An 11951-nucleotide genomic window follows, 5' to 3' on the forward strand; every position below is an offset into this window, starting at 1 on the left:
AAATAAATTCTATTAATGTTAATGATTCTATTTTTTTGGATGGCAAACCCAACACAATGAAATGGGGCAACGGTTTGGCAAAATGAAGTTGCTGTAAAAAATGTACCGCGTTGTTAAACAAAGCAATTGATAAGGATGGAAAGCAACGTTGTATGTGATGCCTTACCAAAATTGCTACATCAGATTGACTTTGATAAATAAAAACTTTCATTCAAAATGTTTTTGTAAATATAGCATATATATATATATATATAGCTTAATTTTTTTAAGTAGGGAATTCCCTACAAAATTCAATTTTTAGTAAATTGTAGGGATTCCCCTACATAGTGCATATTACTAAAATTATTAAGTTTACAAAAAAAATATATTTATGGTATATAGTTTTAACACATCCTTAGATGCGGTAGCTATAAAATACGCTAAATTGAAAAGGATACCAATAACAGCATCGCAAATAAAACAATCACTTTTAGAACATCCATTTTATCCCAGCTTATTAAGCCTAAGCGATACCTTTTCAAAATTTAACCTAAACAACGCGGCTTTTAAATTAAAAGCAACACAAGTAGAAAGCTTAGAAACACCATTTATTGCCTTTCATCAGGTAGAAAATGTGGGTAAAGATTTTATTTTAGTACAAGACATCAACAAAAATGACGTTACTTTTTATCATAACCGGGTTAATCAAAAAACCATATCGAAAGAACAGTTTTTACAATCATTTCAACAAATTGTTTGGGTAACAGAAAATGCTACTCAAAAAAATAATCAGCAATATAAGGAATATAAAAAAGAAGAAATGTACGCAAGGTTAAAGCAGTGGATAGCCATTGTTGCAGGCATTGCAGCCATTGCAGGATTAATGGTACTTAACCTATCAATACCTTTCAATAGCTATATTCCATATATAGCCATTGTATGTATTAAGCTAATTGGAATTCTAGCAACCAGCCTACTGTTGGTATATGAAATTGACCAAAATAATCCATTTATAAAAAATTTATGCGGTATTGGTAAGAAAACAAATTGTGGCGCTATTCTACATAGTAAAGCTTCAAAAATTGCCGGAATATCCTGGAGTGAATTAGGCTTTATTTATTTTTCAGCCACATGTATTTTTTTACTGCTACCCGGCTTAAATTTAGATAATAAATTTTCTATTATAGCCTTATTGAGTGTCTGTGTAAGTCCTTATATTATTTTTAGTATTTATTATCAATGGAAAGTGATGAAACAATGGTGCCCTTTGTGTTTAATAGTTCAATCAGCACTTTTACTGGAACTGCTTTGGTCGGTTATTTATGTTGGCATATTTACAAAAATATCTGATTTAACAATTTTCAACTTAAATATACTGGCTTCATTTTTTATTGCAATCGTTTTACCAACAAATTACTTATTCTTTTTAAAACCAGTATTTCAAGATGCCAAAAAATATCAGTTATATTATCAGGCTTATAGAAGAACTCATTTTAATCCCGACGTATTCAATGGTTTGTTAGTACTTCAGCCAACTGCACCTGATGGTTGGCAAAATATTGGCATAACAATCGGCAATCCGGAAGGTAAAATCATCATCATCAAAGTTTGCAATCCTTATTGTAACCCCTGCTCAAAAGCACATCCCGTTTTGGAAGAACTCATCCATTCAAATAAGGATATTCAGGTTAAAATCGTTTTTTTATCCAGTTCTAAAGGAGAAATTGTTGTAAACCATTTAATGGGTATATATGCAGAAGGTGATGAGTTAAAGACAAAAAATGCATTAGATGCCTGGTACTTATCACCGGAAAAAGATTATGAACAATTTGCCTCCAAATTTCCTGTAAAAGTGTCTTTAAAAGACCAGCAGGAAAAAGTAAATGCGATGAATCAATGGGTTCGTGAGGCAGCCATTGCATTTACACCCACACTATTTATCAATGGTTACAGATTGCCGGAAGATTATTCCATTGAAGATTTAAAAAATATCATCAATTAAATAAAGTTATGAAAGCTTTTCTTTTGGTTACGTTCCCTAAAAGAAAATATCCGGTGGAACGCCTGCTGCGCAATACAAGCAGCATACCGGATAAGCCAATGCCGGGTGATGCTTTAAGCTCACGGCAAACATTCAATCACTTTAAAATTTAAAAAAATGCAAACAAAAAAAATGAGCCTAGCCGACTTACAACAGCAATTGAGCAGGGCAGAAATGAAAAAGATTAAAGCGGGTGGTAACTTAGATCAGGGCTTATCTGGCACACAGGGATATATGTGTTGCTGGACCGGCACTTCCAACTGTAGTATTTGCCAACCTGCTGCACGTCCGGATTGTGTCTCTGGCGCAACTGCAGTTGAATGTTAAATAATACTAACAGTTGAAGCTTTTATTTTTTACCAGAGGGAAATATAGATTTCCTTCTGGTTTATACACCTAAACTTAAGTTTATGAAATATACATTCGTATGGTTACTTATTTATTTTTTTTATGGATGTACGTCACCCAATAAAAATGCTATTGCTATTGTGAATGCCCCAGAAATTGAAAAAAATATCATGAGTTGGTTGTATTATGAACGTGATTACATGAATTGGTCAGCAGATTGTATAGCCTACAATGAGCAAGACATTCTAATTACTAAAAAAGATTTTTTAAAACAATTAACAACCGGAAAATATATACCTGTGAGATTACAAAGTAAAGACAGTATAATTCAATATCAATTATCCATAGCCCATAATGCGGAAGTGGGGAATCTGATTCGCAACAAAGCTATTGTTGAATCACATTACGATTCTATGCGCGGTATGCCACTACCTAACTTTAATTTCAAAACGATAAACGGAGCCATCGTTGGTAACAATAGTACACCACGGAAAACCTATGTATTAAATTGCTGGTTTATTCATTGTAAATCCTGTGTTGCTGAATTTTCTCAATTGAATGAATTGGTAGATGCATACAAGAACAGACCTGATATTGGTTTTTTAGGTCTGGCATTTGATAGTACAGATAGCATCAAAGCATTTTTACCCAATCATACGTTTAAATACACCATCATCCCCAATAAAGAAAAATATTTAATGGATACCTTACAAATTATTGGTTTTCCAACGCAGTTAATAGTAGATAGTACAGGCCATATCATGAATGTATATTCTAATTTAAATGAAATGAAAGCGGCACTAAAACATTTGTAGGCTATTAAAATGTATAAAATTGAAATTTTATGAGTAGGCATACATACTATCTTCGTTTGGTTACGTTCTCTAAAAGAAAATATCCGGTGGAACACCTGCTGCGCAATACAAGCAGCATACCGGATAAGCTAACGCCGGGTGATGCGCTAAGCTCCCCGCAAACATTCAATCACTTTAAAATTTAAAAAAAATGCAAACAAAAAAATTAAGCCTTGCCGGCTTACAACAGCAATTGAGCAGGGCAGAAATGAAACAAATTAAAGCGGGTGACGGACAAACATTATTGAATGGAGATGGTTGCAATTGCGATAATAGTGACTGTGGCCCGGGAAAAGGTTCTAGCGATAGTTGCACAATATATGGCACACCTGGCAAATGTGTGTACGCTGCGTGTACCGGGTGTGGGTATTCTTACTATCAATGCACGAATTAAGATTCCATTTATTTAAATGACGATGATTAAAATACTAACCCATTAATAACACTACCGATGAAATGGCTACTCCTATTAGGGTTTATAGTATGTGTACATAACGCTGAAGGGCAACAAAACATCCACAATAATTTTTCTATATCGGGTTATATAAAAGGATTAGACAGTGGATGGTTGTATTTAAACTACATACCCATACCCAATGAAAAAGGGATTTTAGACAGTTGCAAAATTAAAAATGGACACTTTCAATTCAAGGGTAAAATACAAGAACCAATGTTATCAAACCTAACCACATTTAACTTTCAGGAAAAAGTTGACCCATTAAATATTGCACAGTTCTATCTGGAAGCCTCCAAAATGCAGATTCAAGTTGAATATAATCATTTTAAAAAAATTTTAGTTTCGGGTTCGTTTACAGATAAAGATTATAGAGATTACATAAGATTAAAAAGTGATAATTTTAAATTATTGAATTTAATAACAGATAGCATTATTTCCTATCGTGAAAAAATACGTTCAGCAGAAAAAAGTAAGATCAGTGAAAATATTTTTGATAGTATGCATAAAAAAATAAATCAATTAGAAGCAAAGAGAAATCTTGAATTTAATAATGGCATTAATATAGATAAGACATTTATAACCTTTCACAAAAATTCAATACTATCAGCTATTTTATTATATAATTTTAAAAATGAATGGATTTCATTAACAGAAATCAGGCATTTATTCAACCAGCTTTCTAATAAAATTAAATTAACATCAGTTGGTAAAAAAATTGAAAAAAAAATCACAATGGCATTGAATGACCAACTTATCCCTGCTAAATTATTTACGGCCATTCAGAGAAATGGAGATACTATACATTTATCAGATTTTAAATATAAATATATATTGTTAGACTTCAATGCCTCATGGTGTATCCCCTGCAGGCAAATAATACCTAAACTCAAAAAATTGTATGAAAAATATAATGACAAACTGGTAATACTGAGCATATCAAATCAAACAGATAAAAAAGATTGGATAAAAGCAATTCAAGAAGATAAGATAAGCTGGCCCTGCATATTGGAGAATGATGAAAATCCAATCCTATCTCCCATTGGCCAAAGCATCACAAAAATGTATGGAATACAAACGTTTCCATCGTTGATTTTAATTAATGATGATTTAAAGGTTGTTGGTTGGTATGGTAATTTTTATCAGTCAAAACAAGACTTTTTATTAGAGCTTAAAAATAAATTAAGGTACAGTTTTGGTTATTAGCATAACACTAATTATTGTATGTCATAATATTGAATAATTGAAGGTAACGATGGTGAAAAAAGATATAAGATAACTATTTGGGATCTAGTAAAAAATTTAAAAGCCAAAAAAAAATGTAGCATATAATGATAATATTAATAAAATAAAAGTTGCATGTAAAAAAGTTATAAATAATTAAGATGGTATCAATACAAATTATCTTAATAATATTATTTTCTTTTGGTTACGTTCCCTAAAAGAAAATATCCGGTGGAACGCCTGCTGCACAATACAAGCAGCATACCGGATAAGCCAACGCCGGGTGATGCTTTAAGCTCACGGCAAACATTCAATTACTTTAAAATTTAAAAAAATGCAAACAAAAAAATGAGCCTTGCCGACTTACAACAGCAATTGAGCAGGGCAGAAATGAAACAAATTAAAGCAGGTAGCTATGCAGGGTTAAATACCTGTGCACCAGCCGGAGAAAAATGCCCTAATCCTGATGGAACTCCAGATGGTTGCTGTGGAAGCTGTAAACCAAATTCTACGGGAATAAAATTATGTTACTAATAATTAAATTATTAAATATGATAACACAATTAGAAAAATTATCAAAACAGGAAATGAAATTGATAAAAGCAGGTTCAGGAGAAATGGGATTAGGTTGCGCTACTGCAGGACAACTCTGTCCTGCCCCAGGTGCAAAATATGATGGCTGTTGTGGTACTTGTGATATGACTTACAATCCCAGTGGTAAAAACTACTGTTCCTAATTGTTAAACATTGTCGTGATATAATGAATTATATCACGACAATGTTGCTAATATAAAATCACAAATATGAAATTGAAAAAAATAATTCATTCACCGATACTAATTTTTTGTTTACTGTTTTCTAAAGAACTTACAGCACAAAAAAACAATTTTAAATTAACAGGTACATTAAATGGATTTCCAAATGATACTAAAGTGATATTTACTTATCCGAATTTAGACGATTTCGTTTTAGATACAAATGTTTTAAATATTCATAATAATACTTTTCATTTTACGGGATTAATTAAAACACCTCAACTATTTCAATTAGAATTTTCAAATAGTGAATTTGATGTAATTACGAATTATATGTTTTTAGATACAGGTGAACAAAAAATTTCAATTGACAAAAAAAATTTAAAATTTAATTCATATTTTATTAATGGTTCAGCTGTTAATCAGCATTATTTAAATGATTTCTTGCCATTGTTGAAAGAATATGACAGCCTACATTATAATTGGGAAAAACAAATGCAAAAATTATATGACCAGAATGAAGGTTTAACACTTGAAAAGAAAAGAGGAATATTAAGAACAGAATATATAAATAATATACGACCATTAAAAGACAGCGCATTATTACATTTTACCTTAAAAGAAACTGATCCATTTATCAGTCTTTGGTTGTTAAATGAATATATTAAAGCAAATGGATACAGCGAAATTTATAAAACCATCTTAAATCTCATTCCTGATAAATATCTACAATCAAATATTGGGAAACTTGTTAAAGAAAATTGTAAAGATTTAAGCAAAACAGCCATCGGAGAAACACTACCTACGTTAAAGTTAATTGATATGAATCATCAACCACTTAAAATAAGTTACACAAAAAATAGTAGCAAATATATATTAATTGATTTTTGGTTTGCACATTGCGGTGCATGTATAAGGCAATTCCCTTTCTTAAAAGACATTTATCAACAATTTAGCAGAAAATATTTTACCATTTACAGTATTTCAATTGATAATGAAAAAAATATTCCTTTAGCTAAACAGATAGTTTCAAATCAAAAAATAAAGTGGCCAATTTTTTTCGATGTAAATGGATTAAATATTTTAAAAATAATTGGAAATACATTCCCATCTAATGTACTAATAAATTCAAGCGGGAAAATAATTGCTAAAAATATTGAGCCAGTTATGTTATTAGATTTTTTAAAAAGAAAAAAGACTGAAGACTTATAGTTATAGTACAGCAATTGAGCAGGGTTGAAATGAAACAAATTAAAGCAGGAGAAGATTTTGGCTGTGGAACCGGTATTTCTTGTGCCGGAAAAGCGTCAGGTGATCCATGCGGCACCAAGTCTTGTATCTGCGAAAATCATTCTGGTGGTCTTTTTTGTACATCACAAGCAGCAAATCTTACCTAAAATAAACATTTGCTGAATTTACAGTTTGTCAGCATACAATAAGAAGTTGTATGCTGACTTTTAAAACGATCTATTTATGATAAGATTAATTTTTCAGCTCCTATTGATTTGTTCTTTAAGCATAGCATCCGCTCAAACCAATTGCCACATTAGTGGAACCATCAATAAAATAGAAAAAGGATATTTAAAATTAGTGAAAAATATAGAAAATAATGAGTTGGCTACATCTGTACTATATCAGGGTAATCAGTTTCCCGATACCATACAAGTAAACAAACATCATTTTACCATTAGCGGGTATATTCTGCAACCGGCTTTGTACAGATTAATCAATGTTGAAAATGATTTTATTACTGAACCGTTTTTTATTGACACAGGATACCAAAATATTACTTTTCAACAAGCCGCCAACCACAATCCTTTTGATGTAGGTTGGGGTGTTGAGATAAGTAATAATTCAATTCAAGATACATTCATACATTATTTGAGTTTGTTTGATATTGTAAATAAAAACATTTTAACACTTTACGATACCACCAATTGCAATGTCATAGAAAATAGAGCAGATAGAAAAGTATGTACTATGCATTTTGAATTACAAAGAAACACTTACAGAAACCAACGGGATAGTATTTTAGTAGATTATATAAAAGCGCATCCAAATGCTGCTATTAACCCATGGATATTGTATTGGAATATGAACAAAATAGGCTATCGAGTTGCTTATGCAAAATTATTACAACAACAAAATGGACTATTTCCAAAGCCAATTCAGCAGATATTAATCATCTTCTTAAAGCAATTGCGCACAAAAACCATTGGAGAACCATTTCCCTTATTGCATTTTATTCAGGCTAAAATGCCTGGATGGAAGCGCGACACACTTGCATACACATTAGTTGATTTTTGGTACAGCAGTTGCAGCCCGTGTATTGGGCAATTTGAATTATTGAAACCTATTTACAAACAATACCATACCAAAGGATTTGAAATAATAGCGATTACAACCGATGGAGCTTCTACATTACAACAATATAAAGCAGTTTTAGCACAACAACAATATCCCTGGAGGCAATGTATTGATACTGCCGGCAAACAGGCACAATCCATTTATATTCAGAGTTATCCCAGTAACTTTTTAATTAACCAACAGGGAAAAATTGTAGCAATAAATATTACACCTGAACGTTTAGCTACTTTTTTAAAAAACGAATTGTTGTAAAAAATTTAGGTAAAACCAGTATGCTAATTTCAATTCCATCAAAAAGGTAAATACAGACATTGGATCCCATGTTAATTTTCACTAATTGAGAAAATTGTAGGGATTCCCCTACTACAGTTTTCAAAATAAAACATATATTTTTATGCTGCATTTGCCGGTTATCATCCGGAAAATAAATATTGATGCTTTCAATGGCCATTGAATAGGTGTAATCTTCTCCTTACCAGAATAAATAGGAATAATTAATCACTTTTAAATCTAAAAAAATGCAAACAAAAAAAATGAGCCTTGCCGACTTAAAACAGCAATTGAGCAGGGCTGAAATGAAACAAATTAAAGCTGGGAGTACAGTCGGATTAAATGACAAATGTCCGGCTACCTGCAACAGTAATTGCAATGCCCCCTATTGCAAATGTGACACCAATGGAAGTAATGTTTGCGATAAAAACTATTGATATCATTAATATTTCTTGAATGCATAGTATATATAGGTATTGAATAATATTCAATGCCTATACTTAAACTGCGCAATATGAAAAAATTAATTTGTTTTTTAGGATTTATAACTGTTGGCCTTTTACATGCACAAAGCGTTGAAAACCCCTTCACATTAAATGGTTACATAAATAGTGATACCGGGACTGTTCGGTTAATATTGACCGGCGATAGTTCCAATTATCCTCCAATTCATTTTTTAACCATTGGTAAGGTAAAAAATGGCCAATTTTCATTCAATGGTGTCTTATCATACCCATTATCATTCCGCCTTTTATTTCTGGGAAATAAGGAGTATGTTTCAGACCTGTTTTATATTGATGTCGGCGCACAAACCATCAGATGCCATGTTGATTCCATGCGTGAAATTCCTGACATGAATAATGCAACGATGCAGGAATTGTACCAATTTAAGCAACATCATTATACACCCCAAACTATTCAAGCATATACTAAAAAGCATCCGGATTCTTACATGGCTATGTGGCAACTGGCAAGAATGCTTTCTTTCAATTACAATCCCAATTTAGATACAGCATACGCTTATTTGTCTGATGCCGTTAAAATGAGTTATACAGGTGCCCGTTTATTTGAAAAATTAAAAGCTGCCAGTGTTTTAAGCCTGCATCATGTTTTCCCAAATTTCACATTATTAGACAGGTCTAATTATCCTACAAAACTTTTTACTCATGAAAAATCGAACCACTATACCCTCATTGATTTTTGGTTCAGTCATTGTAACCCCTGTATTGGGCAGTTTCCACAATTCAAACAAATATATCAACAATACAAAAATGTTAATTTTGATATGATTGGTATATCCATTGATGACAACCAAAATATAGTAAACTGGCAAAAGGTGATTGATGAACATCAACTACCCTGGAAACAATTATTGGATAAAAACGGCGTGCAGGCCAACCAGTTAGCCATAGATACTTATCCCAGAAATTTTCTTTTAGATAATAATCATGTTATTATTCAGAAAGATATGACGCCGGAAGCTTTAAATAGTTTTTTAGCAGAAAAAATGCATAAACAGAAATCTTCTTTTAGTAACGTTCCCTAAAAGAAAATATCCGGTGGAACGCCTGCTGCGAAGTACAAGCAGCATACCGGATAAGCCAACGCCGGGTGATGCTTTAAGCTCACGGCAAACATTCAATCACTTTTGAATCTAAAAAAATGCAAAAAAAAATGAGCCTTGCCGACTTACAACAGCAATTGAGCAGGGCAGAAATGAAACAAATTAAAGCGGGATCTGGTTATTACAATAGATGCAATGTTTATTGTAAATCAGATAAAGATTGTGATCCGGCAGGTCAACCTTGTCCTTACTGTAAGGATGGTGGGAATGCCGGTGGACTAATTTGTCAGGGCTTATAATTTTTTAAATATAGGTGCATTATCATGAATAATGCACCTTTTAAAATATAAAAAATGAAATCAATCATTAGCTATTGCCTATTTTATTTTCCAATAATGCTTTTCGCACAAAAGGCGAATATCACTTCAGGGAGTTTTGAATTAGAAGGAAAATTAACAGCCATAGATACAGGAAATATTTATTTGAGCTACTATGATGCTGTTGAAGGATATACTAATAAAAGCAGTTCATTAAAAAATGGTAATTTTTATTTTAAAGGAACACTTTCATCGCCATGTATGGCAACACTGTATTTAAATAAAAATTACAAGTCTGTAGACGACATTAATGTTACAGAATTTTTTATTCAGCCGGGAAAAATGAAAGTGAAGGCAACATATAATGAATTAAAAAAAGCAATTGTAAAAGGTTCACCTATACAAATGGAATATGATCAATATTTAATTCAAACAGATATGCTCAATCAAAAATCGGATAGTATTTATAAGGCATTGAACAAATTATATACCAATGAAAAAAATTTAAAAACACACAATACAATTTTAGAAAATGAATTATTGGCCGAAAGAAAAAAAATAAGGCTACAACAAACACAAAGTGATTTGAAGTATGTTTTACAACACCCACAATCATTCATTAGCGCTTATTTATTAATGTATAAAATTAACAGCTTACCTGTTGATACCATTCAAAAATATTATGTCAAATTAAATCCTATTGTTCAGCACTCAGTAAATGGAAAAATTATATACACCTATCTTTTACAACAACCCGGTACAATAGCGCCAAATTTTGAAGGATATGATATCAGTGGGGAAAAAATCACTTTAAATCAATACAAAAATAAAAAAATTATATTACTTGATTTTTGGGCAAGTTATTGTGCGCCATGCAGAGAATTAACGCCATTTCTAAAAAATATTTATCAACAATACCATGAAGCAGGTTTAGAAATAATTGGCATTGCAAATGACGACAAAAGGAAAGATGCATGGAGAAAAGTAATTGCTACCGACAAGGTAAACCAATGGCCGCAAATATTGCAGCAGGTTGGCACAAGAAATGATATAGGTAATTTATACGGCGTAAGCGCAATACCATGTCTATTTATTATTGACAAAAATGGAAAAATTATATTGAGAATAGAAGGCACTGATGAAAAAGAAAAAATTGACACCGTTTTGAGGAAGATTATTTCTGAATAAAGTTTTAAAAATAGCTTCATAGTTTTAATAAATTTAAATGAATAAGACGATATTAATTTTACTATGTTATAATTTGGTGAGTTATTGTGCAGTTGCACAAAAAGATGTAGAAATTGCACAAACATTTCACTTATATGGTAAAATAATTGGAAGAGATACCGGGAATATTGTATTACTATATCCAACCACAAATAACCAATGGAAGCGTGATACCTGCCAAATAAGCAATGGCCAATTCCTGTTTACCGGAATGTTGAATCAACCCACCTTTTGTCATTTAATACGACCGAATATTGCTTGTAACTATGCAGATATTTATATTTATATAGAGAAAGGAACACAATCAGTAGAATTATATGACACGAATTTTAATAATTACAGTTTAACCGGTAGAAACATTGCATAAGAATTACAACAATGGAATCAAAAAAAAGAAGCTATTCTATTAAAATATCCAGTAGTAAAAAAAATGAATCAATGAAAATGATACAAACCTTTTATTTAGACCCTTCCAACAATATCACAAAAACATCTATGGGGTGGAAATTACCCTTTTATAATGTAATTAGTTGGACATTAAGCTGTTTACA

19 protein-coding genes are annotated in these 11951 nt (G+C 31.6%); 18 read left to right on the forward strand and 1 reads right to left on the reverse strand.

Features of this window, described 5'->3' with window-relative positions:
- The coding region (locus EO766_RS16950; protein ID WP_287101615.1) for a hypothetical protein at window positions 1-211 on the reverse strand (211 nt) is incomplete at its 3' end.
- Between the two features lie 159 nt (window positions 212-370).
- Here EO766_RS16950 and EO766_RS16955 point away from each other — a divergent pair.
- The 18 genes from EO766_RS16955 to EO766_RS18490 form a co-directional block, all read left to right on the forward strand.
- Window positions 371-1981 (forward strand): vitamin K epoxide reductase family protein, encoded by a 1611-nt coding sequence (locus EO766_RS16955; protein ID WP_111297215.1) that lies wholly within the window; start codon window positions 371-373, stop codon window positions 1979-1981.
- Between the two features lie 8 nt (window positions 1982-1989).
- A complete protein-coding gene (locus EO766_RS16960) occupies window positions 1990-2133 on the forward strand; it encodes a hypothetical protein (RefSeq protein WP_170120470.1) in 144 nt (47 codons plus the stop codon).
- A gap of 4 nt (window positions 2134-2137) precedes the next feature.
- Window positions 2138-2347, forward strand: a complete 210-nt coding sequence (locus EO766_RS16965) for a hypothetical protein (RefSeq protein WP_111297216.1) — start codon at window positions 2138-2140, stop codon at window positions 2345-2347.
- Between the two features lie 83 nt (window positions 2348-2430).
- Complete coding sequence (locus tag EO766_RS16970) at window positions 2431-3183, forward strand: TlpA family protein disulfide reductase (protein ID WP_111297217.1); 753 nt, start codon at window positions 2431-2433, stop codon at window positions 3181-3183.
- Window positions 3184-3212: 29 nt separating this feature from the next.
- On the forward strand, window positions 3213-3368 hold the full coding sequence (locus tag EO766_RS16975) for a hypothetical protein (protein ID WP_287101618.1): 156 nt from the start codon (window positions 3213-3215) through the stop codon (window positions 3366-3368).
- A 5-nt stretch (window positions 3369-3373) separates the two neighbouring features.
- Window positions 3374-3616: a hypothetical protein gene (locus tag EO766_RS16980; RefSeq protein ID WP_111297218.1), complete on the forward strand. Its 243-nt coding sequence runs from the start codon at window positions 3374-3376 to the stop codon at window positions 3614-3616.
- Window positions 3617-3673: 57 nt separating this feature from the next.
- The gene (locus EO766_RS16985) at window positions 3674-4882 is read left to right on the forward strand and encodes a TlpA disulfide reductase family protein (protein WP_111297219.1); all 1209 of its coding nucleotides are present in this window, start codon (window positions 3674-3676) and stop codon (window positions 4880-4882) included.
- 366 nt (window positions 4883-5248) lie between these two features.
- Window positions 5249-5434 carry a hypothetical protein gene (locus tag EO766_RS16990; protein WP_287101622.1) on the forward strand — a complete coding sequence of 62 codons (186 nt, stop codon included), beginning with the start codon at window positions 5249-5251 and terminating at the stop codon, window positions 5432-5434.
- Between the two features lie 17 nt (window positions 5435-5451).
- The gene (locus tag EO766_RS16995; protein ID WP_143439173.1) at window positions 5452-5637 is read left to right on the forward strand and encodes a hypothetical protein; all 186 of its coding nucleotides are present in this window, start codon (window positions 5452-5454) and stop codon (window positions 5635-5637) included.
- Window positions 5638-5703: 66 nt separating this feature from the next.
- Window positions 5704-6867, forward strand: a complete 1164-nt coding sequence (locus EO766_RS17000; protein WP_287101624.1) for a TlpA disulfide reductase family protein — start codon at window positions 5704-5706, stop codon at window positions 6865-6867.
- A 29-nt stretch (window positions 6868-6896) separates the two neighbouring features.
- A complete protein-coding gene (locus EO766_RS17005) occupies window positions 6897-7052 on the forward strand; it encodes a hypothetical protein (protein ID WP_170120472.1) in 156 nt (51 codons plus the stop codon).
- 76 nt (window positions 7053-7128) lie between these two features.
- Complete coding sequence (locus EO766_RS17010; RefSeq protein ID WP_074419636.1) at window positions 7129-8274, forward strand: TlpA family protein disulfide reductase; 1146 nt, start codon at window positions 7129-7131, stop codon at window positions 8272-8274.
- Between the two features lie 266 nt (window positions 8275-8540).
- Window positions 8541-8729 (forward strand): hypothetical protein, encoded by a 189-nt coding sequence (locus tag EO766_RS17015; RefSeq protein ID WP_074419638.1) that lies wholly within the window; start codon window positions 8541-8543, stop codon window positions 8727-8729.
- 77 nt (window positions 8730-8806) lie between these two features.
- Window positions 8807-9838, forward strand: coding sequence for a TlpA disulfide reductase family protein (locus EO766_RS17020; RefSeq protein WP_074419639.1), 1032 nt, complete (start codon window positions 8807-8809; stop codon window positions 9836-9838).
- 116 nt (window positions 9839-9954) lie between these two features.
- Window positions 9955-10155, forward strand: a complete 201-nt coding sequence (locus EO766_RS17025) for a hypothetical protein (protein ID WP_074421244.1) — start codon at window positions 9955-9957, stop codon at window positions 10153-10155.
- 54 nt (window positions 10156-10209) lie between these two features.
- On the forward strand, window positions 10210-11361 hold the full coding sequence (locus EO766_RS17030) for a TlpA disulfide reductase family protein (protein WP_081298697.1): 1152 nt from the start codon (window positions 10210-10212) through the stop codon (window positions 11359-11361).
- A 37-nt stretch (window positions 11362-11398) separates the two neighbouring features.
- Window positions 11399-11767 carry a DUF4369 domain-containing protein gene (locus tag EO766_RS17035; RefSeq protein ID WP_081298696.1) on the forward strand — a complete coding sequence of 123 codons (369 nt, stop codon included), beginning with the start codon at window positions 11399-11401 and terminating at the stop codon, window positions 11765-11767.
- Window positions 11768-11844: 77 nt separating this feature from the next.
- A partial coding sequence (locus EO766_RS18490; RefSeq protein ID WP_353744847.1) for a DUF6734 family protein occupies window positions 11845-11951 on the forward strand: 107 nt, incomplete at its 3' end.

Source organism: Hydrotalea sp. AMD (genome assembly GCF_004100315.1).
GTDB lineage: Bacteria > Bacteroidota > Bacteroidia > Chitinophagales > Chitinophagaceae > Hydrotalea > Hydrotalea flava.

Bases quoted from the DNA above. Each gene is read 5' to 3' on its own strand.
- EO766_RS16955 (WP_111297215.1), top strand. From the start codon at position 371: ATGGTATATAGTTTTAACACATCCTTAGATGCGGTAGCTATAAAATAC.
- EO766_RS16960 (WP_170120470.1), top strand. From the start codon at position 1,990: ATGAAAGCTTTTCTTTTGGTTACGTTCCCTAAAAGAAAATATCCGGTG.
- EO766_RS16965 (WP_111297216.1), top strand. From the start codon at position 2,138: ATGCAAACAAAAAAAATGAGCCTAGCCGACTTACAACAGCAATTGAGC.
- EO766_RS16970 (WP_111297217.1), top strand. From the start codon at position 2,431: ATGAAATATACATTCGTATGGTTACTTATTTATTTTTTTTATGGATGT.
- EO766_RS16975 (WP_287101618.1), top strand. From the start codon at position 3,213: ATGAGTAGGCATACATACTATCTTCGTTTGGTTACGTTCTCTAAAAGA.
- EO766_RS16980 (WP_111297218.1), top strand. From the start codon at position 3,374: ATGCAAACAAAAAAATTAAGCCTTGCCGGCTTACAACAGCAATTGAGC.
- EO766_RS16985 (WP_111297219.1), top strand. From the start codon at position 3,674: ATGAAATGGCTACTCCTATTAGGGTTTATAGTATGTGTACATAACGCT.
- EO766_RS16990 (WP_287101622.1), top strand. From the start codon at position 5,249: ATGAGCCTTGCCGACTTACAACAGCAATTGAGCAGGGCAGAAATGAAA.
- EO766_RS16995 (WP_143439173.1), top strand. From the start codon at position 5,452: ATGATAACACAATTAGAAAAATTATCAAAACAGGAAATGAAATTGATA.
- EO766_RS17000 (WP_287101624.1), top strand. From the start codon at position 5,704: ATGAAATTGAAAAAAATAATTCATTCACCGATACTAATTTTTTGTTTA.
- EO766_RS17005 (WP_170120472.1), top strand. From the start codon at position 6,897: ATGAAACAAATTAAAGCAGGAGAAGATTTTGGCTGTGGAACCGGTATT.
- EO766_RS17010 (WP_074419636.1), top strand. From the start codon at position 7,129: ATGATAAGATTAATTTTTCAGCTCCTATTGATTTGTTCTTTAAGCATA.
- EO766_RS17015 (WP_074419638.1), top strand. From the start codon at position 8,541: ATGCAAACAAAAAAAATGAGCCTTGCCGACTTAAAACAGCAATTGAGC.
- EO766_RS17020 (WP_074419639.1), top strand. From the start codon at position 8,807: ATGAAAAAATTAATTTGTTTTTTAGGATTTATAACTGTTGGCCTTTTA.
- EO766_RS17025 (WP_074421244.1), top strand. From the start codon at position 9,955: ATGCAAAAAAAAATGAGCCTTGCCGACTTACAACAGCAATTGAGCAGG.
- EO766_RS17030 (WP_081298697.1), top strand. From the start codon at position 10,210: ATGAAATCAATCATTAGCTATTGCCTATTTTATTTTCCAATAATGCTT.
- EO766_RS17035 (WP_081298696.1), top strand. From the start codon at position 11,399: ATGAATAAGACGATATTAATTTTACTATGTTATAATTTGGTGAGTTAT.